Raw genomic sequence first — 21,416 nt, 5'->3', positions numbered from 1 at the left:
GTACGGAGTCGACGGCAGGATTTGCTTGCCCGGCTTCGTAGGGTCGGTACATGACCGTTGTGGACGAAACCCCGGGCGAGCCGACGAGCGACACCCGTGGCCGGGTGGCCGAACTGCTGGCGCTGCGTGAGCAGGCCCGTCGCGGACCGAGTGACCGGGCGACCGAGGCGCAGCACGCCAAGGGCAAGCTGACGGCGCGTGAGCGTATCGCGCTGCTCCTGGACGAGGGTTCGTTCAAGGAGGTCGAGCAGCTGCGCCGGCACCGGGCGACGGGGTTCGGCCTGGAGGAGAAGAAGCCGTACACCGACGGTGTCGTCACCGGCTGGGGCACGGTCGAGGGCCGCACGGTCTTCGTGTACGCGCACGACTTCCGGATCTTCGGCGGTGCGCTGGGCGAGGCCCACGCCACGAAGATCCACAAGATCATGGACATGGCCATCTCGGCCGGTGCCCCGCTGGTCTCGCTGAACGACGGCGCCGGCGCCCGTATCCAGGAGGGCGTCTCCGCGCTCGCCGGGTACGGCGGCATCTTCCAGCGCAACACCCGGGCCTCGGGCGTGATCCCGCAGATCAGTGTGATGCTCGGCCCGTGCGCGGGCGGCGCGGCCTACAGCCCGGCGCTGACCGACTTCGTCTTCATGGTCCGCGAGACCTCCCAGATGTTCATCACCGGACCGGACGTCGTGAAGGCGGTCACCGGTGAGGAGATCACCCAGAACGGGCTCGGCGGCGCGGACGTGCACGCCGAGACCTCGGGCGTCGCGCACTTCGCGTACGACGACGAGGAGACCTGCATCGCCGAGGTCCGCTACCTCATCGGGATGCTGCCCTCCAACAACCGCGAGAACCCGCCCACCGCCGAGAGCGACGACCCCGCCGACCGGCGCGGCGACGTCCTGCTCGACCTGGTCCCGGCCGACGGCAACCGCCCGTACGACATGCACAAGGTCATCGAGGAGCTCGTCGACGACGGCGACTACCTGGAGATCCACGAGCGCTGGGCCCGCAACATCGTCTGCGCCCTGGCCCGGATGGACGGCCAGGTCGTCGGCATCGTCGCCAACCAGCCGCAGACCCTGGCCGGCGTCCTGGACATCGAGGCCTCCGAGAAGGCGGCCCGCTTCGTCCAGATGTGTGATGCATTCAACATCCCCATCATCACTCTTTTGGACGTACCCGGCTTTCTGCCCGGGGTCGATCAGGAGCACGGTGGAATCATTCGGCACGGTGCGAAGCTGCTCTACGCGTACTGCAACGCCACGGTGCCGAGGATCTCGCTGATCCTGCGCAAGGCCTACGGCGGTGCGTACATCGTGATGGACAGCCAGTCCATCGGTGCGGATCTGACGTACGCCTGGCCGACCAACGAGATCGCGGTGATGGGCGCCGAGGGCGCCGCCAACGTCATCTTCCGTCGGCAGATCGCCGACGCCGAGGACCCGGAAGCCATGCGCAAGCGCATGGTCAAGGAGTACAAGGCGGAACTGATGCATCCGTACTACGCAGCCGAGCGAGGCCTGGTCGACGACGTCATCGACCCCGCCGAGACCCGCGAGGTGCTGATCGCCTCGCTCGCCATGCTCCGTTCCAAGCACGCAGACCTGCCGTCCCGCAAGCACGGCAACCCCCCGCAGTAGTCCGCACACCGCGCAGCACCCCTGCCGAGCCCGCGAAGACCTGCCGAGAAGACGGAGAAACAACCCATGAGCACTGCCGCCGAGTCCGTGCTGCGCGTCGAGAAGGGCCTCGCCGACCCCGAGGAACTGGCCGCGATAACCGCGGTCCTGCTCGCCCGCGCCGCGGCCCAGCCCGCCACGCCCCCCGCCCACCGGGGCCGCAACACCGCCGGGTGGCGCCGCCTGGAGCGCACGCCGGGCTTCCGCGCCCCGCACTCCTGGCAGGGCTGACACACCACGCGCGAAAGGGCCCCGCACTCCTTCCGGAGTGCGGGGCCCTTCCGTGTGTCCAAAACCGCGGGGCCCGACCGCAGGCGCGGTGTGCCGGGCCGTGCGGCCCTACCGCAGACGCGCCATGAGGGCGTGCTCCACGAGCGTGATCAGCGCGCTCTTGGCGTCCGCACGGTGCCGCGCGTCCGTCGTCAGGATCGGGGTGTCCGGGCCGATCTGAAGGGCCTCGCGGACCTCGTCGGGGGTGTAGGGCTGGTGTCCGTCGAAGCCGTTGAGGGCGATGACGAAGGGGAGGCCGCTGTTCTCGAAGTAGTCGACGGCGGGGAAGCAGTCGGCGAGGCGGCGGGTGTCGACGAGGACGACGGCGCCGATGGCGCCGCGGACCAGGTCGTCCCACATGAACCAGAAGCGGTCCTGACCGGGCGTACCGAAGAGGTACAGGATCAGGTCCTGGTCCAGGGTGATACGACCGAAGTCCATCGCCACCGTCGTGGTGGTCTTGTCCCCGGTGTGCGTCAGGTCGTCGATGCCCGCGGACGCGGACGTCATCACGGCTTCGGTGCGCAGCGGATTGATCTCCGAGACGGCACCGACGAACGTGGTCTTACCCACGCCGAAGCCCCCTGCCACCACGATCTTCGCCGAGGTAGTGGAGCGGGCTGCTCCGCCGCTAGAGCTTGCGAAGTCCACTGAGCACCCTTTCGAGCAGTGTCACATCTGGCTGGCCGCCGGCGGACTCGTCGCCGCCGGGCTGATGGATAGCGACGAGTCCGGCCTCTGCCAGGTCGGCTACGAGGATCCGGGCAACGCCGAGCGGGATCGAGAGCAGTGCCGAAATCTCGGCGACCGACTTGATCTCGAAGCACAGCCGGCAGATCCGCTGGTGCTCGGGCAACTGCCCTTGCAGCCGGGACGGATCAGCCGTGGTACTGACCAACGCCTCAATGGCGAGTTGGTAGCGCGGTCGGGTCCGGCCGCCGGTCATGGCGTACGGACGAACCAGCGGATTGTGCGCGGAGGGCGCGGCAGGCTCGGGGGTCTGCCGCGGCTGGACCGGCTGGATACGGGGCGACTGGGGCGAGTCGTAGCGGTACGGGCGCTGTGTGGGCCACCCGGAACCCTGCGGGGCGTCGTGCGGCGGCCGCGGGGGTTGCTGCGGCTGCTGCTGATAGGGCCGGTAAGGCTGCTGGGCGCCCTGTCCGCTGGGTGCGGAGGGGAAGTTGAACCGGTTGTCCCCGTGCTCACCCGGTACCTGTTGGCCACCGTTGTACGGGTGTCCGCCCTGGGGTGTGTCCACGATTCCTCCTCCGACTACCGGTCCCGATCCCAGTGGGTCCGCGCCAACGCACCTTATGGCCCGGTGGCGCGAAACGCACTGTCTGTCTATTAGTTAAGAAGACTTCCCTGCAGTTCAGCACGGAGGTCCGGGGTGAGGACACTGCCCGCACGGTCGACGAGAAGTGCCATTTCGTACCCAACCAGACCGATATCGGCGTCCGGATGTGCGAGTACGGCAAGTGAGGATCCGTCGGAAATGGACATGATGAAGAGGAATCCGCGCTCCATCTCCACAACTGTCTGATTCACCGCGCCGCCCTCGAAGATCCGCGAAGCACCCGCGGTCAGCGAGGTCAGCCCGGAGGCGACGGCCGCCAGCTGGTCGGCGCGGTCACGGGGGAATCCCTCGGACATGGCCAGCAGGAGTCCGTCGGCGGAGACCACCACCGTGTGCGACACCCCGGGGGTGTTGTCCACGAAGTTGGTGATCAACCAGTTCAGATTCTGCGCCGCCTGGCTCATCGGGCTCACACTAACGCTCCTGGTTGTAGGTATTACTGTCGTCCGAACCCGCGCTGCGTCCCCGCAGCACGCCCCGCCGCAGGTTGCTCAACCTGCCGCGGACGTCCTCGGGGGCACGGGAAACCTGAGGGCCGCCCTGCAAGGTCTGCTCGGCCGTGCCCTCGACCAGATTGGCCTTGGGCACCCGCCGGGGGAGTCCGGACGGAGTGATCCCGCCCGCCTTCGGCTCCCGGAGCTTCTCGGCCCGCTCCCAGCGCTCGTCGTTGGCCGAGCGCCAGTCGTCGGAGCCGTCCTCGCCCGCCTGCGCGGGCTGCTGCGGCGGTTCCTCCCGCTGCCGCTGTTGCTGCGCGGCGACGGGCCGGCTGTTCCCGCGGCCGGTGGGCTGCCAGTGCTGCTGACCGCCCCGGCGCGGCAGACCGGCTTCGGTCAGCTCGGGACCGGAGTCGGGCGTGGGCGCCGGACGGTCGAAGCCTACGCGCTCCTGCGGCTCCGCGGGAGCGCTCGGGGCAGATTCCGCTTCCACCGGCGCCGAAGGCTCGTACGCGCCCTGATAGGCATCCTGATCCGGCCAGTCGTCCTGGTGGGGCTGGGAAGCGAACTGCTCCTCGTAGGACGGCTGCGGGGCCTCAGCGGCCGCGTACGCACCTTCCGCATAGCCACCGGGCAGACCCTGGCCGGGCTGCTGGGCGAGGCCCGCGTCGGCGCGGTAGGGCTCGTAGCCGCCCTGGTACGGAGCCTGCTCGTACTGCTCCTGCTGCGGGACCTGCTGGGGAGCCTGCTCGTACTGCTCCTGCTGCGGCTCCTGGGCGTAGCCGTTCCCGGCGTACCCGCCGTCCGCGTACTGGTTGTCGGCGTACTGCTCCTGCGGGAACTGCTGGTGCTCGCCCGCCGTCTGGGCCTCCAGCGCAGCCCGGCGCTCCTCACGCATCAGCGAACGGCCCACCGGGTCCAGCTGTCCCGATTCCGCCGAGGGCTGCTCGTAGCGCGAGTCGTCGAAGCCGAGCTCCGCCGCCGTGCGCATGTGCGGCTGGGACGGCTGCTGTTCGAAGCTCTGCTGCTCCGGAATGATCGAGGAGACGGTGAAGTCGTCCGTCGCGGCGGACGGTTCGCCACCGCCGCCGTGGGTGATCGCGTCCGGCAGCATGACCAGCGAGGTGGTTCCGGCCTGCTCGCCCGAGGGACGCAGCTGGACCCGGATGCCGTGCCGGTCGGCGAGCCGGCCGACCACGAACAGACCCATCCGCTGCGACACCGCGGCGTCCACGGTCGGCGGGTTGGCCAGCTTGTGGTTGATGTCGGCGAAGTCCTCGGCGGTGAGCCCGATGCCCTTGTCGTGGATCTCGATCATCACGCGGCTGTCGGGCAGCCGGGTCGCGGTGACCCGCACCTTGGTCTGCGGCGAGGAGAAGGTGGTGGCGTTCTCCAGCAGCTCGGCCAGCAGGTGCACGAGGTCGGTGACCGACTGGCCGTGGATCTCGGTCTCGGGCACCCCGGCGAGCTCGATGCGCTCGTACGACTCCACCTCGGAGGCGGCGGCCCGGAGCACGTCGACCAGCGGGACCGGCTGGTTCCAGCGGCGGCCGGGCTCCTCGCCGGCGAGGACCAGGAGGTTCTCGCCGTTGCGGCGCATACGGGTGGCCAGGTGGTCCAGCCGGAAGAGGTTCTCCAGCTGGTCCGGGTCGGCCTCGTTGTTCTCCAGGTCGGTGATGAGGGTCAGCTGGCCCTCGATCAGCGACTGGTTGCGGCGCGAGAGATTGGTGAAGATCGCGTTGACGTTGCCCCGGAGCATGGCCTGCTCGGCCGCCAGCCGGACCGCCTCGCGGTGCACCTGGTCGAAGGCGCGGGCGACCTCGCCGATCTCGTCGTGGCTGTGGATCGGGATCGGCTGGACGCGGGTGTCGACCCGGCCCGGTTCGGCCCGGGAGAGCTGGTCGACCAGCATCGGCAGCCGCTGCTCGGCGATCCCGAACGCGGCGGTACGCAGCTGGCGCATCGAACGGCTCATCTGCCGGGCCATCAGTCCGGCCAGGATGAAGGCGGCCAGCAGGGCGACGATCACGACGGCGGCGTTGATGATCGCGTCGTTCTTGGCGCTGGACGAGATGTCCGCGGCCTCGGTCACCGCCTTGTCGACGAGCTCGTCCTCGACCGTGGTGTAGCCGTCGAACTTGGCGGTGGCGGCCGCCATCCAGGTCTCCGGAGTGATGCCCTTCTCGGCCAGCTTCTCGGGCGACTTGCCCTGGCCGATCTGCTGGGCCATGCCGTCGAAGACCGAGCCGTCGATGCTGGGCGGGGCGACGAACGGGGTCCCCGCGGCGTCGGCCTCCTCCTTGGCCTGCTTCAGGTCCCTCGCGCCTTCTTCGGCCTTGGCGACCATGACTTGCTTCAGCCGGGCCGCGTCGGCCTCGGTGCCGCCGGAGTTGAACTCGCCGAGCGCGATCTGCTCCAGGTAGTTGTACGAGCCGAAGGCCTTGACCTGGGCGTCGAACTTGGCGCTCTCCTGGCTCGGACGCACCAGCAGGTGCATGCCGATGGAGCGCTGAAGCGATTCTGCAGCCTTGGCGAGCTCGATCGCGTAGACCGTACGGCCGTAGGCGGTGATGTTGCCGGTGCCCAGACCCAGCTCGTTGCTGAACTCCATCAGCGAGTGCTGGACCTGGACGTAGCCCTCCTCCGTCTTCACCGGGTCCATGCCCTCGGCGAAGGCGGCCTTGCGCAGCTCGGGGAGGGTGGGCTCCTCCAGCTGGAACAGCTGGAGTCGCCGCTCCAGGCCCTGCTTCTTCGGCATGTCCTCCACGGCCGCGTCGAACTTGTCCGCGGCGGCGTCGGTGGTCGCCCGGACCTCCGCGATGATGTCGGCGTTCCGCTTGTTGGACAGCAGGGGCTGGGCGGAGAGGTCGCGCTCATTGAGCAGCGCCTGGCCGTACTCGGCGGCCGCGCGCACGATCAGCGCGGTCTTCTCGGCGTCCTGCGCCTCGCGCCAGGTGTCGATCGACCCCTTCACCTGGAATCCGCCCATGACCAGGCCGACCAGGACGGGGATCAGGAGAATCGCGTTCAGCCGGGTGGGCACCCGCCAGTTGCGCGGCGACAGCCGATTCGTGCTGCCACCGGGCACCGTCGCGCCGGACGCCTCCGCGGAGGACGCCGCAGCGCGCGGTGGCGGGGTGAAGTTGCCCCGCTCCTGCTGCGCCGTGGAGTCCGCGTTGCTTCGCCTCACTCGACCAACAACCTCTCGGCGTCGGCACCTACGTTGTGCCGTATTTCGTTCAGGGCCGTACTACTCGGGAGTTCGACGAATTCCAGCACGGCGACCGGTCGCGTTCCAAACAGTCGGAATCTGCCATTCCGAGTGGCGCAGACCTCAGATAAAACGGGCATAAAGAACGAGCCCCGCCAAAAGGCGGGGCTCATGTGAGCGCAGTGGCACCGTTCGGATGCGTCGGGTGTCGAACGCGGGGCAATTCTCTTTCGAAACGTTATGAATACGGGGGCGGAGCGTGTCAAAGGACACAGTCCGCCCCCGTCCGACTACGGTAACTACCGTATGGCAATACCGACTTGTGACTACTTGAGCCGGGCCATGAGGGCGTGCTCCACGAGCGTGATCAGACCGCTCTTGGCGTCCGCGCGGTGCCGCGCGTCCGTCGTGATGATCGGGGTGTCCGGGCCGATCTGAAGGGCCTCGCGGACCTCGTCGGGGGTGTAGGGCTGGTGTCCGTCGAAGCCGTTGAGGGCGATGACGAAGGGGAGGCCGCTGTTCTCGAAGTAGTCGACGGCGGGGAAGCAGTCGGCGAGGCGGCGGGTGTCGACGAGGACGACGGCGCCGATGGCGCCGCGGACCAGGTCGTCCCACATGAACCAGAAGCGGTCCTGACCGGGCGTACCGAAGAGGTACAGGATCAGGTCCTGGTCCAGGGTGATACGACCGAAGTCCATGGCGACGGTCGTCGTCGTCTTGCCCCCGGTGTGCGTCAGGTCGTCGATGCCCGCGGACGCGGACGTCATCACGGCCTCCGTACGCAACGGGTTGATCTCCGAGACGGCACCGACGAACGTGGTCTTACCCACGCCGAAGCCCCCTGCCACCACGATCTTCGCCGAGGTGGTGGCACGGGCCGCACCGCCGCTAGAGCTTGCGAAGTCCACTGAGCACCCTTTCGAGCAGTGTCACATCCGGCGCGCCGCCGGCCTCTCCATTGCCCGGCTGGTGGATGGCCACCATGCCGGCTTCCGCCAGGTCCGCGACGAGAATCCGGGCCACACCGAGCGGCATCGACAGCAGCGCCGACACCTCGGCCACCGACTTCACCTCACGGCAGAGGTGGCAGATCCGCTGGTGCTCGGGGAGCAGGGTTCCCAGATGCGCGGGGTCGGCCGTGGTGGAGACCAGTGCCTCTATGGCGAGCTGATAGCGGGGCCGGGTCCGGCCACCGGTCATGGCGTACGGGCGGACCAGTGGCTGGTCGCCTTCACCTTCGTACGACGCGTGGTGCAGTGCGCCGTACGGATCGGGTGAGGCGGGTGGCGGGGTCATGAATCCTCCGGGCGTGACAGCAGTACGTCGGCTTGCCGTCTGAAGGGGCCGGTGGGGGGCTCTAAGCGGCCTGACGGGTGAGGGATATGGGCATTACCTGGGGCAATCGAGTCTGTCATCGATCCGTGGCCGCCTAGTGGAGCAGGCTGCCCTGGAGTTCGGCACGGAGGTCGGGGGTGAGGACGGTGCCCGCACGGTCGACCAGCAGAGCCATCTCGTACCCGACCAGACCGATGTCGGCGTCCGGGTGGGCGAGAACGGCCAGTGAGGAACCGTCCGAGATGGACATCAGGAAGAGGAACCCGCGTTCCATCTCCACCACGGTCTGGCTGACGGCGCCGCCTTCGAAGATCCGGGAGGCACCCGCGGTCAGCGAGGTCAGCCCGGAGGCGACGGCCGCCAGCTGGTCGGCGCGGTCACGGGGAAATCCTTCGGACATGGCCAGCAGGAGTCCGTCGGCGGAGACCACCACCGTGTGCGACACCCCGGGGGTGTTGTCCACGAAGTTGGTGATCAACCAGTTCAGATTCTGCGCGGCCTGACTCATCGGGCTCAACTAACGCTCCTGCTGGTGAGTGGGGCCGAGTGGGAAACTGCCGGTCGACTGGCTGTTGTTGGCCTGCCGCCCTTGCTGGATGCCCCGGCGGAGATTGGTCAACCGCCCGCGTACATCGTCGGGGGCGCGTGACACCTGAGGACCGGACTGATGGTTCTGCTGCTGTGCGGTACCCGGCACCAGGTTGGCGCGAGGCACACGGCGCGGCAGTCCGGAGGTGGTGACTCCGCCTGCCGCGGGCTTCTTGACCCGCTCCGCCTGCCGTACGAGTTCGTCGTTCGGCGAGGGGCGCCAGGAACTTGTGGTGCCGCCCGGGTCGCTTCCCTCGCGGCGCGGTGCCGCGGGAGCCTCCGGGCCGGTCGGCCGCTGGGGGAGGGACGAGGGCGCCTGCGGCTCGGCGGGCGGCTGCTGGCCGCCCTGCTGCGGGCCGTGGAACCAGTTCGTCTCCAGGGTGTCGTACAGCGGGGTACGACCGTCCCCGGGACCGGCCGCCGGAGGCAGCGCCTCGGGCTGCGGCTGCGCCGGCAGGACCGGACGGTACTGCGCGTCACCGGTGGGCGCCGTGGGCGTCCGCGGGGCGCCGAAGTCCTCGTCGTCCCGGCGAGGGGCCGGCAGACCCTGGTCCTGCGCCCGTGCGGGCTGCGGCTGGCCGAAGTCGGGACGGGCGAACTGCGCGGTGCTCGCCGGGTCCTGCGCGGACGGGTCCTGCGAGCCGTAGGACTGCGGGGCCGGGGCCGAGAAGTCCGGGCGGGCGAACTCGGCGGTGGAGCCGGGGCCCTGCCGGTCGTCCATGGGCGCCCGCGGCGCGAGTGGAGGGTTCATCGGCCGCTGGAACTGGCCGGTGGACTCGGGGTCCTCGTGACCGCGCGGGGCGTCCAGCGGAGTGTGCCGCGGCGCGGACGGCTCCTCGGTGCCCCAGCTGGTGGTCTGCGGACGCTGCGGCTGCGGGTTGCCGCCGGGCAGCTCGGCACGGGGGCCGCCGACCGGGGGCAGCTGACGGCCGGGGCCGTCCTGGCCGGCCGGGTTCTGCCGGGCCTGCTGCGGCTGGGACGGCTGCCACGGGGTGGGCCCGTTCGGGCGGCCCTGCGGGCCGTTCTGGTCCTGGCCCTGACGGTTCTGGTCCTGGCGGTCCGAACCCTGGCGGTTCTGGCCGAACAGGTCGGGACCGCCCGAATCCGTGCGGCCCGGTCCGTCGCCCTGGCCGCGGGCGCCGAGGCGGGCACCGTTGCCGAAGGCGCCGGCGAGGCCGCCGCCCTGACGCTGCGGCTCCGGGCGGGAGGCGCCCTGCGGCCCGGTGCCGGACAGCCCGGCGGACTGGAACCCGGCGTTCTGCTGGCCCTGCTGGTTCGACTGGTTCTGCTGGCCCGCCTGGTGGCGGGGGCCGCCGTCGCGCGAGGGCAGCGCGGCACGCGGCGTGGAGCCCGCACCGACCTGACCGCGCGAGGCACCGGGACCCGAGGCGAGACGGCCCGCCGGGCCCGACGCGGGGCCGCCGAGGCCGGGACGGGAGCTGTTGCCCGCACCGGCCGGACCGCCGCCGAGGAGACCGCCCGGGGCACCGGACTGCTGCCCGGGAACCTGCTTGGGAGCCGGCTGCTTGCCGCCGTGCGCGACATCGACGGGCAGCATGACCAGCGCGGTCGTGCCGCCGGAGTCGGAGGGCCGCAGCTGGATCCGGATGCCGTGACGCAGGGACAGCCGGCCGACCACGAACAGACCCATGCGGCGGGAGACCGAGACGTCCACGGTGGGCGGCGAGGCGAGCCGCTCGTTGATCGCGGCGAGGTCCTCGGGGGAGAGGCCGATGCCGGTGTCGTGGATCTCGACCAGCACCCGCCCGTCGGGCAGCGCGTGACCGGTGACCCGGACCTTGGTCTGCGGCGAGGAGAACGACGTGGCGTTCTCCAGCAGCTCGGCGAGCAGGTGCACGAGGTCGTTGACCACGCGGCCGGCCACCTCGGTGGCGGGCACCGCGGCCAGTTCGATGCGCTCGTACTGCTCCACCTCGGAGGCGGCGGCACGGAGCACGTCGACCAGCGGGACGGGGCGGGTCCACCGGCGGCCCGGTTCCTCGCCCGCGAGGACGAGGAGGTTCTCGCCGTTACGGCGCATACGGGTCGCGAGGTGGTCGAGCTTGAAGAGCGAGGAGAGCTGGTCCGGGTCGGCCTCGCGCGACTCCAGTTCGGAGATGAGCGAGAGCTGACGCTGGATGAGGCCCTGGCTGCGGCGCGAGAGGTTGGTGAACATCGCGTTGACGTTGCCCCGGAGCAGGGCCTGCTCGGCGGCGAGACGGACGGCCTCGCGGTGCACGTCGTCGAAGGCCGCGGCCACCTGGCCGATCTCGTCCCGGGAGTGCACACCGACGGACTCGACCGAGGTGTCCACGTCCTGCGGGTCGGCCTCGGAGAGCTGCTTGACGAGCTCGGGCAGCCGGTCCTGGGCGACCCGGGTGGCCGTGTCCTGCAGCCGTCGCAGCGAACGGATCATCGACCGGGCGACGACGAAGGCACCGACCAGCGAGACGCCGAGCACCAGCAGGATGAGCGCACCGCTGATGATCGCTTCGCGCTTCGACTCGTCGCGGAGCTCGCGGGCCTTGCCCTCCATGTCGCTGAGGAGGGTCTCCTCGATGGTCTTCATCGCCTGGATCTTGGTCGAGCTCTGGTCGTACCAGTCCAGGTAGGAACGCCGCGCGGTGCCGGTCATGCCCGCGGGGCCCTCCAGCACCTTCCTGGCGTAGGCGTCGGCGGCCTTGATCTCGGGGTTGCCCTCGTCCAGCGTGGCGGTCAGCTCATCGGCGTTGTTGCCGGTCGCCTTGTACACGGCCTTGAAGGAGTTGAGCGCCGACCGCTCCTTGCGCAGCGCGGCGCGGCCGAACTGCTTGTCGTTCTCGTCGAGGTGCGGCTGCTTGTCGTTCCCGCCGGGCAGGGCCGCGGCGATGATCGCGCGCTGGACCGAGGCGTACTCCTTGGCGGAGGAGAAGGCCGCCAGCGCCCGGGTCCGCTTGATCATCTCCGAGTTGCTGGTCGCCTGCGCCATGTCCTGCGAGAGGCTCAGCAGCGAGGTGATCAGCTGGCTGTACTGGTCGACGGTCTGAAGGCTCGGGCTGCCCTTGGCGTACGCCGCCTTGCGGATGTCGCGGATCTCGGCGAGCTGGCTCGCGATCTGGTTGACGCTGGCGAAGATGCCTTCGAGGGCCTCGTCGCCGGAGGGATCGCCGATCGAGGTCGTCGCGTCGAGGAAGGCGGTCTTCGCCCGGTCGGTCTTCTTGCGGGGCTCGGTGACCTTGAAGTCGTCGGCCTTCACCCCGTTGGCCAGCGGACCGGCCGACTGGTCGCGCTCCTGCTGGAGCGCCTGGGCGAGCGACGTCGCCTGCTTCGTCATGTTCGTCAGCAGCTGCATGTGATCCAGCTGCTGGATGTCGTTCATGGACTCGTTGATCCGCAGACCACCCAGCGTGGTCGCCGCGACCACGGGAAGGGCGAGCAGGGAGACCAGACGGGTGCTGATGCGCCAGTTGCGAAGGGCGACTCGCGAGCCGGTGCTGACGGGGCCCCGGGACTTGGGCGACGCGATCGGATCGACGTCGCCGTTCGCCGCGGCATCGGGTCGCTGAGCACGGTCGCCGCTGTCGCCGGCCGCGGCAGGCCCGGGGTTCTGGGCGTGCTGGGCCGAGGAGCCGCGGTCGGTCCCGCCGTGCGGCTCCTGCTCCGCCGCAGCGCTGCCATCCCTCTTGAAACGTCCCTGCACTAGCGTCGCAACCTCTGGACCAGGCGTCCCCCCGCGCTGGGCGGTCGGACGGTGTCGGCGTCGTGGGGCGTTGTACCCGCCCCATGGTGGTCGTGAGTGACCGGCGTCCTTCCCCTTTCCGCCGCCACTCGGCGCTCCGTTGCGCCCCCTGCGCGCCGGCTTGAAACCCGCGGCGGTGCGTGGAATTCCAGCACAGTGCCGGATCTCCAACAAGGGCCCCGTGCCGGGCCGTGACCCGGGTGACGCGTTGTGATGACTGAGTAACAAGCCGTGGACCGTGATCATGGATAAAAAGGATGATTACCGGCGAATCGATGAAGCACAAGAGGTGTCCCAGTCGACATGATCAGGAGCGGAATAGCTGATTCAGTTACGGAATGTCCGTTTCTGTCGACCCGATCGACTGCCTGGAATGGGGGAATTGTCTGTCGGTTCGTGAGCAAACTCACATGATGATCGTCGTCTCTTCCGGGCTTCCGGAGGGAATCGGATGTTTAGCCTGACGCTTTACAGGGATGGCAAATCCGACAACCGGCGCCCCTCCGGGCGGCGCCCGTACCGACAGGGTCCGAACGGCAGATGAAGACGACGATGATGTTCCGCAACATTGCCAACCCCCGGCGCACCACGCTGGCGCACCTCGACGGCGCCGACGGTCCGCGGACGCCGGAGCAGCCGGAGCACGCCGTGGAACTGCCCACCCAGACGGCCAACCCCCGGCGCACCGTCCTCATGGTCGCCCCGGTCACCGCCGCCGCGGAGTAGCACGGACGCCGTCCCCCTCGGAGCCTGTCGGGTGACCCGCGCCGCCCGGTGGACGGAGCGGTTCCCGACGGGCGACGCGTTAGCCTGGAGCGTCAGTCTTCAGCCAGCAAGTGAGGGGCGACAGCATCCCGTGCGCATCGCCAGGTTCTCCATCGACGGCAATGTCGCCTTCGGCGCCGTCGAGGGCGAGGGGCCCGATGGTCTCGTCCTCGACATCATCAAGGGCATCCCGTACGCCGAGTTCGAGCTCTCCGGCACCAAGGTCCCGCTGAGCAAGGTCCGCCTCCTGCCGCCCGTGCTCCCCAACAAGGTCGTGGCCATCGGCCGCAACTACGCGGAGCACGCCAAGGAGCTGGGCAACGAGGTACCGGACGTACCCGTCGCCTTCTTCAAGCCCACCACCTCGGTGATCGGCTCCGGCGACGCCATCGAGTACCCCTCCTTCTCCAACGAACTCCACCACGAGGCCGAACTGGCCGTGGTCATCGGCCGCATGTGCCGGGAAGTTCCGCGCGAGCGCGTGAAGGACGTCATCTTCGGCTACACCTGCGCCAATGACGTCACCGCCCGCGATGCCCAGAAGCGCGAGAAGCAGTGGGCCCGGGCCAAGGGCTTCGACACCTCCTGCCCGCTCGGCCCCTGGGTGGAGACCGACCTCGACCCCCACGACCTCACCATTCAGGCGACGGTCAACGGAGAGCAACGGCAACTCGGCCGTACGAGCGACATGATCCGCTCGATCGAGGATCTGGTCGTCCACATCACGGAAGCCATGACGCTGCTCCCGGGCGATGTGATCCTCACCGGCACTCCCGCAGGGGTCGGACCCCTCCATGTCGGCGACGAGGTCGCCGTCACCATCGAAGGCATCGGCACTCTCACCAACAAGGTGATCAAGCGTGGTTAACGCACCCGTCCGTGTACGTTTCTGTCCCTCCCCGACCGGCAACCCCCACGTGGGCCTGGTCCGCACCGCCCTGTTCAACTGGGCCTTCGCCCGGCACCACGGCGGCACCCTGGTCTTCCGTATCGAGGACACCGACGCGGCCCGCGACTCCGAGGACTCCTACAACCAGCTCCTGGAGTCCATGCGCTGGCTCGGCTTCGACTGGGACGAGGGCCCCGAGGTCGGCGGCCCGCACGCTCCGTACCGCCAGTCGCAGCGGATGGACATCTACAAGGACGTCGCCGACCGGCTTCTCGCGGGCGGTTACGCGTACCACTGCTACTGCACCACCGAGGAGCTCGACGCCCGCCGCGACGCCGCCCGCGCCGCCGGCAAGCCGTCCGGCTACGACGGCCACTGCCGCGAGCTGAGCGCCGAGCAGATCGCCGCCTACGAGGCCGAGGGCCGCACCTCCATCGTCCGCTTCCGGATGCCCGACGAGGCGCTCACCTTCAACGACCTGGTCCGCGGCGAGCTGACCTTCCAGCCGGAGAACGTGCCGGACTACGGCATCGTCCGCGCCAACGGCGCCCCGCTCTACACGCTGGTCAACCCGGTCGACGACGCGCTGATGGAGATCACCCACGTCCTGCGCGGCGAGGACCTGCTCTCCTCCACCCCGCGTCAGCTCGCCCTGTACAAGGCGCTCATCGAGCTGGGCATCGCCAAGGACACCCCGGCCTTCGGCCACCTGCCGTACGTCATGGGCGAGGGCAACAAGAAGCTCTCCAAGCGCGACCCGCAGGCCTCGCTCAACCTCTACCGCGAGCGTGGCTTCCTGCCCGAGGGGCTGCTCAACTACCTCTCCCTGCTGGGCTGGTCCATCGCCGAGGACCGCGACATCTTCTCCATCGACGAGATGGTGGCCGCGTTCGACATCGGGGACGTCAACGCCAACCCGGCGCGCTTCGACCTGAAGAAGTGCGAGCACATCAACGCCGAGCACATCCGCAAGATGGACGTGAAGGCGTTCACCGAGGCCTGCGGCCCCTGGCTGAAGGCCCCGTTCGCCCCGTGGGCCGAGGAGTCCTTCGACGCGGAGCAGTTCGCCGAGATCGCCCCGCACGCCCAGACCCGCGTCACGGTCCTCTCGGACATCACGGCCAACGTCGACTTCCTCTTCCTCGACGAGCCGGCGACGGACGAGGCGTCCTGGAACAAGGCGATGAAGGAGGGCTCCGACGCCCTCCTGGCCACGGCCCGCGCCAAGCTGGCCGACGCCGAGTGGAACGCCGACGCGCTGAAGAACGCCATCCTCACCGCGGGCGAGGAGCACGGCCTGAAGCTCGGCAAGGCCCAGGCCCCGGTCCGCGTGGCGGTCACCGGCCGCACCATCGGCCTGCCGCTCTTCGAGTCCCTGGAGATCCTGGGCCGCGAGAAGACGATCGCCCGCATCGACGCGGCCCTGGCCAAGCTGGCCGCGTAACGCCCGTACGACGCCCGAGGGGGCGGCCACCGGTTCGTCCGGCGGCCGCCCCCTCGGGCGTCGTACGGGCGAGGTGCGCGATTGGCCCCTCCCGTGCCCGGCACGCGACCGCTAGCCTGGCCGCATGGTCATCCGCGCGGTGCTCTGGGACATCGACGACACGATCTTCGACTACAGCGGCGCCGACCGCGTCGGCATGCGCAAGCACCTCGAACAGGAGGGCCTGCCCGACGGATACGAGAACGTCGAGCAGGCCCTCGTCGTGTGGCGGGACCTCACCGACGTGCACTGGGCCCGGTTCGCCGCCGGGGAGACGGACTTCCGGGGGCAGCGCCGGGACCGGGTCCGGGAGTTCCTCGCGCGGACGCTGGACGATGCCGAGGCCGACGACTGGTTCGCCCGCCACGCAGCTCACTACGAGGCCGCCTGGTCGCTCTTCCCGGACGTGCTGCCGGCCCTGGATCTGCTCGCGGAGGGATTCCGGCACGCGGTGCTGTCGAACTCCAGCATCCACAACCAGGACCGCAAGCTGCGCGTGCTCGGCGTGCGGGACCGGTTCGAGGCCGTGGTGTGCGCGGTGGAGCTCGGCGTCTCCAAGCCCGAGGCCGGCGCCTTCCACGCCGCCTGCGAGGCGCTGGCGCTTGAGCCGGAGGAGGTCGCGTACGTGGGGGACGAGCCCGACATCGACGCCCGTGGAGCGGTCGCCGCCGGGCTGATGGGGATCTGGCTGGACCGGCGCGGACGCGGCGGACGGCCCGAGCTGGTGCGCATCAGCGGGCTCGATCAGCTGCCCGATCTGCTGACGGGCAATACCCGTTTTGGAGCGTCGGACACCTTCGGGTAATGTTCTTCCTGCGCCGCCCGAGAGGAACGGAAGATCCGAACGGGAAGCGCAGGCCGAACAAAACCCCTCCAGGGGGTTGAGTTTTGGTGGGCTATGGTGTAATTGGCAACACTACGGTTTCTGGTACCGTCATTCTAGGTTCGAGTCCTGGTAGCCCAGCGCAGAAATGCAGAAGTAGTAACAAGCCCCCGTTGTGTAGCGGCCTAGCACGCTGCCCTCTCACGGCAGTAGCGCCGGTTCGAATCCGGTCGGGGGTACAGATCCTTCCCGCGAGATCATCTGGGTCGCACCCACGCTCTCGATGCAGGATCGCTAGGGCCCCCGTTGTGTAGCGGCCTAGCACGCTGCCCTCTCACGGCAGTAGCGCCGGTTCGAATCCGGTCGGGGGTACTTGTAACACCATGGGCTATGGTGTAATTGGCAACACTACGGTTTCTGGTACCGTCATTCTAGGTTCGAGTCCTGGTAGCCCAGCGCAGAAATGCAACTAGCAGTATCAAGCCCCCGTTGTGTAGCGGCCTAGCACGCTGCCCTCTCACGGCAGTAGCGCCGGTTCGAATCCGGTCGGGGGTACAACAGCAGGACGGACAAAGGCCCTTCACCTCGGTGGAGGGCCTTTGCCGTTGTCTGCGAGGCCCGTTGGGGCCGAGCGGGCCCGTTCGGGGTCCGTCAGAGACCGTAGCGCCGGGCCGACTCCTCCTCCTGGGCCATCCGCCGCAGGGACATCAGCAGCGGCTCGTAGAGCACGGCCGAGGCGACTGCCATCTCCACCTGCTCCGACTCCGTGGGATACGTCTCCATCATGTCCAGGTCCTGGACGGCGACTTGGTGCATCAGGTGGGCCTGCTCGGCGAGGTAATCGACGTCACAGGGGTAGCCGAGGCGGATCAGCGTCGCCACCGACGACACCAGCGAGCGGTGCGCGGGGGAGAGGGAGCCGATCTCCTGCGACGTCGCCCAGCCGAGCCGGTCCAGCAGCCGCTCGACGGCCTCACGGGCGGCCGCCGTCTCCGGCGCCTCCTCGTCCGGGTCCGGGCCGTGCGGGAGCGACCACAGCGCGGCGCCCAGCCGGATCGTCCGGCCCAGCGACTCGTCGTCGATGTGGGAGAGGACCTCGCGCGCCGTGGCCACGGGAAGGCGGCCCACCTGGATCAGGGCCCGGACCAGGCGCAGCCGGCGCAGATGGCTCGCGTCGTACTCGGCCTGTGTCGCGGTGACCCGGTGGCCGGGGTGCAGCAGTCCCTCGCGCAGGTAGTACTTGATCGTCGCGGTCTTCACACCGCTCTGCTCGCTCAGTTCCGAGAGTCGCATGTTCCGTGCCTTCCCTTGCGCCACCTCTTGGGCAGTGTCACTATCCAACCATTGGATAGTGTCGCTCTCCAATTGAGGAAGGGGCTGTCGTGTTCGCGAAGCCGATACCGGGACGGACCACCGCCGCGGCCGAGGGGGAGGTGGTCGTCCTGCTCATCGGGATGCGTATCAACCACTTTTGGGGCGTGCACCATTGGCTGCCCGTGCTGCTGGCGATGCCGCGCATGCTGCGGGAGTTGGGCAAGGACAAGGGGCGTGGCCTGCTGGGGTACACGCTGTTGAGCGGCTCGCCGCGGACGTACTACGTCGTCCAGTACTGGGAGTCGAAGGAGAAGCTCTACGCGTACGCGAGCGCTCCCGACATGTTCCACCGCAAGGCCTGGGCGATCATGAACCGCAAGGAGAAGAAGTCCCGGCAGCATGTGGGGCTGTGGCACGAGGCCTACGTGGTGCCCGAGGGCGGCTACGAATCGATCTACGCCGATATGCCGGCCTACGGACTGGCCCGGGCGACCGGGGTGCTGCCGCTGGAGGCGCGCGGTCGTCGGGGGGCGGACCGGCTCGCACACCGTTCGTCCGCGAAGTGAGGTGCTGGAAGGGGGCCGCCACGACGCTGGGGCGGCCGGGGGAACGCGCCGGGTGCGTCAGCCGGTGCGGCGCAGGGCCTCGCTGAGCCGTGCCGCCGAGTCGATGACCGCCTGGGCGTGCATCCGGCCGGGGTGCCTGGTCAGCCGCTCGATCGGTCCGGAGACCGAGACGGCGGCGACCACCCGGTTCGACGGGCCGCGCACCGGCGCCGAGACCGAGGCCACCCCCGGCTCCCGCTCGCCGATCGACTGGGCCCAGCCCCTGCGTCGTACGCCGGAGAGTGCCGTCGCCGTGAAACGGGCGCCCTGGAGGCCGCGGTGCAGGCGCTCCGGCTCCTCCCAGGCCATCAGGATCTGGGCCGACGAGCCGGCCTTCATGGTGAGCGTGGAGCCGACCGGCACGGTGTCCCGCAGACCGGACAGCCGCTCCGCCGCCGCCACGCAGATCCGCATGTCGCCCTGCCTGCGGTAGAGCTGCGCGCTCTCACCGGTGATGTCCCTCAGATGCGTGAGCACCGGTCCCGCCGTGGCCAGCAGGCGGTCCTCGCCCGCCGCCGCGGCGAGCTCCGCCAGCCGGGGGCCGAGAATGAAACGGCCCTGCATGTCCCTCGCCACCAGACGGTGGTGTTCCAGTGCCACGGCCAGCCGATGGGCCGTGGGTCGTGCGAGCCCGGTCGCCGCGACCAGCCCGGCGAGGGTGGCCGGACCGGACTCCAGGGCGCTCAATACCAGAGCTGCCTTGTCGAGAACGCCGACGCCGCTAGAGTTGTCCATACGACGATACTCCCGTCTCACTCTGTGAAACGCAAGTTCAATATTCGGCGGAAGTTGCGAACCTGTACTGGCGGCCACACAACGGCCCGTAGCCACCGCCCCGCACGGGGGTCCGGACGGCGGCGCACCAAATCTCTAGTTGGGCCGGCGAAGACGCCGGCCGGAGGGAAAGCGATGGGTAGGACACTCGCGGAGAAGGTCTGGGACGACCACGTCGTCCGGCGCGCCGAAGGTGAGCCCGACCTCCTCTTCATCGATCTGCACCTGCTGCACGAGGTGACCAGCCCCCAGGCCTTCGACGGCCTCCGGCAGGCCGGACGCCGGGTGCGGCGCCTCGATCTCACCATCGCCACCGAGGATCACAACACCCCGACCCTCGACATCGACAAGCCGATCGCCGACCCGGTCTCCCGTGCCCAGTTGGAGACCCTGCGCAAGAACTGCGCGGAGTTCGGCGTACGGCTGCACCCCCTGGGCGACGTCGAGCAGGGCGTCGTGCACGTGGTCGGCCCGCAGCTGGGCCTGACCCAGCCCGGCACCACGGTCGTCTGCGGCGACTCCCACACCTCCACGCACGGCGCCTTCGGCGCGCTGGCGTTCGGCATCGGCACCAGCCAGGTCGAGCACGTCCTGGCCACCCAGACGCTGCCGCTGGCCCGCCCGAAGACCATGGCCATCACCATCGACGGCGAACTGCCCGACGGTGTCACGGCCAAGGATCTGATCCTCGCGATCATCGCCCGGATCGGTACCGGCGGCGGCCAGGGCTACATCCTGGAGTACCGCGGCTCCGCCATCGAGAAGCTCTCGATGGAAGCCCGGATGACCATCTGCAACATGTCGATCGAGGCCGGCGCCCGGGCAGGCATGATCGCCCCGGACGAGACCACCTTCGACTACCTGAAGGGCCGCGACCACGCCCCGCAGGGCGAGGACTGGGACGCCGCCGTCGCGTACTGGAAGACGCTGCGCACCGACGACGACGCGGTCTTCGATGCCGAGGTCGTCATCGACGCGGCCGAACTGGCCCCGTTCGTGACCTGGGGCACCAACCCCGGCCAGGGCGCGCCCCTGTCGGCCAACGTCCCCGACCCTGCTTCGTACGAGGACGCCTCGGAGCGCAACGCCGCCGAAAAGGCCCTGGAGTACATGGGGTTGACCGCCGGACAGCCGCTGCGCGAGATCAACGTGGACACCGTCTTCGTAGGCTCCTGCACCAACGGCCGGATCGAGGACCTGCGCAACGCGGCCGCGATCCTGGACGGCCGCAAAGTCGCCGACGGGGTACGGATGCTGGTCGTCCCGGGCTCCGTCCGGGTCGCCCTGCAGGCCGTCGAGGAGGGCCTGGACAAGGTCTTCACCGCCGCGGGCGCCGAATGGCGGCACGCCGGCTGCTCGATGTGCCTCGGCATGAACCCCGACCAGCTGGCCCCCGGCGAGCGCTCCGCCTCCACCTCGAACCGCAACTTCGAGGGCCGGCAGGGCAAGGGCGGCCGTACGCACCTGGTCTCCCCGCAGGTCGCCGCCGCCACCGCCGTGCTGGGCCACCTGGCCTCGCCCGCCGACCTGTCCGACGCCCGTACGCCCGCCGGAGTCTGAGAATCATGGAAGCTTTCACCACACACACCGGCCGGGCCGTCCCGCTGCGCCGCAGCAACGTCGACACCGACCAGATCATCCCCGCCCACTGGCTGAAGAAGGTCACCCGGGACGGCTTCGAGGACGGGCTCTTCGAGGCATGGCGCAAGGACGAGAACTTCGTCCTCAACCGTCCGGAGCGCAAGGGTGCCACGGTCCTGGTGGCCGGCCCCGACTTCGGCACCGGATCGTCCCGCGAGCACGCCGTGTGGGCGCTGCAGAACTACGGCTTCAAGGCCGTCGTCTCCTCCCGGTTCGCCGACATCTTCCGCGGCAACTCGCTGAAGAACGGGCTGTTGACCGTCGTGCTCGACCAGAAGGTGGTCGACGCGCTCTGGGAGCTGACCGAGGCCGACCCCACGGCCGAGATCACCGTCGACCTGGAGGCCCGCCAGGTCCGCGCCGAAGGCATCACCGCCGACTTCGAGCTCGACGAGAACTCCCGTTGGCGACTGCTCAACGGGCTGGACGACATCAGCCTCACCCTTCAGAACGAAGCGGACATCGCGACTTATGAGGCGGCAAGGCCGACCTTCAAGCCGCGTACAATTAACGCCTGAGCAGCGCGTTTACAG

The 21,416-nt window shown here is 69.5% G+C and carries 19 protein-coding genes and 5 tRNA genes; 14 read left to right on the top strand and 10 right to left on the bottom strand.

The annotated features are described in order from the left end of the window. Positions 1–50: 50 nt before the first annotated feature. Together ACFYY1_RS31115 and ACFYY1_RS31110 are read left to right on the top strand one after the other, a co-directional pair. The gene (locus ACFYY1_RS31115; protein ID WP_388591451.1) at positions 51–1,637 is read left to right on the top strand and encodes an acyl-CoA carboxylase subunit beta; all 1,587 of its coding nucleotides are present in this window, start codon (positions 51–53) and stop codon (positions 1,635–1,637) included. 66 nt (positions 1,638–1,703) lie between these two features. Continuing rightward, positions 1,704–1,907, top strand: a complete 204-nt coding sequence (locus tag ACFYY1_RS31110; RefSeq protein ID WP_266729473.1) for an acyl-CoA carboxylase subunit epsilon — start codon at positions 1,704–1,706, stop codon at positions 1,905–1,907. Between the two features lie 108 nt (positions 1,908–2,015). On the opposite strand, the gene ACFYY1_RS31105 is transcribed toward ACFYY1_RS31110, so the two are convergent. From ACFYY1_RS31105 to ACFYY1_RS31070, 8 genes are all read right to left on the bottom strand, one after another. After that, complete coding sequence (locus tag ACFYY1_RS31105) at positions 2,016–2,597, bottom strand: ATP/GTP-binding protein (RefSeq protein ID WP_014048542.1); 582 nt, start codon at positions 2,595–2,597, stop codon at positions 2,016–2,018. After that, entirely contained in the window at positions 2,578–3,204 is a 627-nt protein-coding gene (locus tag ACFYY1_RS31100; RefSeq protein ID WP_388591449.1) for a DUF742 domain-containing protein, read from the bottom strand. The genes ACFYY1_RS31105 and ACFYY1_RS31100 overlap by 20 nt, the downstream gene beginning before the upstream one ends. 89 nt (positions 3,205–3,293) lie before the next feature. Beyond that, on the bottom strand, positions 3,294–3,707 hold the full coding sequence (locus tag ACFYY1_RS31095; protein ID WP_006127847.1) for a roadblock/LC7 domain-containing protein: 414 nt from the start codon (positions 3,705–3,707) through the stop codon (positions 3,294–3,296). 10 nt (positions 3,708–3,717) lie between these two features. Further along, positions 3,718–6,927 (bottom strand): nitrate- and nitrite sensing domain-containing protein, encoded by a 3,210-nt coding sequence (locus ACFYY1_RS31090; protein ID WP_388591448.1) that lies wholly within the window; start codon positions 6,925–6,927, stop codon positions 3,718–3,720. 347 nt (positions 6,928–7,274) lie between these two features. Beyond that, positions 7,275–7,856 (bottom strand): ATP/GTP-binding protein, encoded by a 582-nt coding sequence (locus ACFYY1_RS31085; protein WP_072487286.1) that lies wholly within the window; start codon positions 7,854–7,856, stop codon positions 7,275–7,277. Next, on the bottom strand, positions 7,837–8,244 hold the full coding sequence (locus tag ACFYY1_RS31080) for a DUF742 domain-containing protein (protein ID WP_030978706.1): 408 nt from the start codon (positions 8,242–8,244) through the stop codon (positions 7,837–7,839). The genes ACFYY1_RS31085 and ACFYY1_RS31080 overlap by 20 nt, the downstream gene beginning before the upstream one ends. Positions 8,245–8,377: 133 nt before the next feature. Further along, positions 8,378–8,800, bottom strand: a complete 423-nt coding sequence (locus ACFYY1_RS31075; protein ID WP_003966009.1) for a roadblock/LC7 domain-containing protein — start codon at positions 8,798–8,800, stop codon at positions 8,378–8,380. Next, positions 8,801–12,550, bottom strand: coding sequence for a nitrate- and nitrite sensing domain-containing protein (locus ACFYY1_RS31070; protein ID WP_388591445.1), 3,750 nt, complete (start codon positions 12,548–12,550; stop codon positions 8,801–8,803). It abuts the gene before it with no gap. A gap of 579 nt (positions 12,551–13,129) precedes the next feature. Here ACFYY1_RS31070 and ACFYY1_RS31065 point away from each other — a divergent pair. From ACFYY1_RS31065 to ACFYY1_RS31025, 9 genes are all read left to right on the top strand, one after another. Beyond that, positions 13,130–13,315 (top strand): hypothetical protein, encoded by a 186-nt coding sequence (locus ACFYY1_RS31065; protein WP_388591443.1) that lies wholly within the window; start codon positions 13,130–13,132, stop codon positions 13,313–13,315. 130 nt (positions 13,316–13,445) lie between these two features. Beyond that, positions 13,446–14,222, top strand: a complete 777-nt coding sequence (locus tag ACFYY1_RS31060) for a fumarylacetoacetate hydrolase family protein (RefSeq protein WP_124716171.1) — start codon at positions 13,446–13,448, stop codon at positions 14,220–14,222. Further along, positions 14,215–15,687: a glutamate--tRNA ligase gene (gltX, locus tag ACFYY1_RS31055; RefSeq protein ID WP_388591441.1), complete on the top strand. Its 1,473-nt coding sequence runs from the start codon at positions 14,215–14,217 to the stop codon at positions 15,685–15,687. Before ACFYY1_RS31060 ends, gltX begins: the two co-directional genes overlap by 8 nt. Positions 15,688–15,811: 124 nt before the next feature. Continuing rightward, the gene (locus tag ACFYY1_RS31050; RefSeq protein WP_388591440.1) at positions 15,812–16,531 is read left to right on the top strand and encodes an HAD family hydrolase; all 720 of its coding nucleotides are present in this window, start codon (positions 15,812–15,814) and stop codon (positions 16,529–16,531) included. 87 nt (positions 16,532–16,618) lie between these two features. Beyond that, positions 16,619–16,690, top strand: a tRNA-Gln gene (locus tag ACFYY1_RS31045). 25 nt (positions 16,691–16,715) lie between these two features. Continuing rightward, positions 16,716–16,788 (top strand) — tRNA-Glu (locus tag ACFYY1_RS31040). 60 nt (positions 16,789–16,848) lie between these two features. Beyond that, positions 16,849–16,921 (top strand) — tRNA-Glu (locus ACFYY1_RS31035). A 12-nt stretch (positions 16,922–16,933) separates the two neighbouring features. Beyond that, positions 16,934–17,005 (top strand) — tRNA-Gln (locus ACFYY1_RS31030). Positions 17,006–17,031: 26 nt separating this feature from the next. Next, positions 17,032–17,104 (top strand) — tRNA-Glu (locus ACFYY1_RS31025). Positions 17,105–17,200: 96 nt separating this feature from the next. Here ACFYY1_RS31025 and ACFYY1_RS31020 read toward each other — a convergent pair. Continuing rightward, a complete protein-coding gene (locus ACFYY1_RS31020; protein WP_388591439.1) occupies positions 17,201–17,842 on the bottom strand; it encodes a MerR family transcriptional regulator in 642 nt (213 codons plus the stop codon). An 89-nt stretch (positions 17,843–17,931) separates the two neighbouring features. Between ACFYY1_RS31020 and ACFYY1_RS31015 the strand changes: the two genes are divergently transcribed. Further along, positions 17,932–18,429, top strand: coding sequence for a DUF4188 domain-containing protein (locus tag ACFYY1_RS31015; protein WP_388591437.1), 498 nt, complete (start codon positions 17,932–17,934; stop codon positions 18,427–18,429). A 57-nt stretch (positions 18,430–18,486) separates the two neighbouring features. On the opposite strand, the gene ndgR is transcribed toward ACFYY1_RS31015, so the two are convergent. Continuing rightward, positions 18,487–19,203 carry an IclR family transcriptional regulator NdgR gene (gene ndgR, locus ACFYY1_RS31010; RefSeq protein WP_266729464.1) on the bottom strand — a complete coding sequence of 239 codons (717 nt, stop codon included), beginning with the start codon at positions 19,201–19,203 and terminating at the stop codon, positions 18,487–18,489. Between the two features lie 174 nt (positions 19,204–19,377). Between ndgR and leuC the strand changes: the two genes are divergently transcribed. After that, entirely contained in the window at positions 19,378–20,802 is a 1,425-nt protein-coding gene (gene leuC / locus ACFYY1_RS31005; protein ID WP_072487273.1) for a 3-isopropylmalate dehydratase large subunit, read from the top strand. Positions 20,803–20,807: 5 nt separating this feature from the next. Then, complete coding sequence (gene leuD, locus ACFYY1_RS31000; RefSeq protein ID WP_388591435.1) at positions 20,808–21,401, top strand: 3-isopropylmalate dehydratase small subunit; 594 nt, start codon at positions 20,808–20,810, stop codon at positions 21,399–21,401. Positions 21,402–21,416: the final 15 nt, after the last annotated feature.

Source organism: Streptomyces sp. NPDC001890 (genome assembly GCF_042891445.1).
In the GTDB taxonomy this organism is placed as follows: domain Bacteria; phylum Actinomycetota; class Actinomycetes; order Streptomycetales; family Streptomycetaceae; genus Streptomyces.
This window is presented reverse-complemented; position numbering and strand designations above follow the sequence as displayed.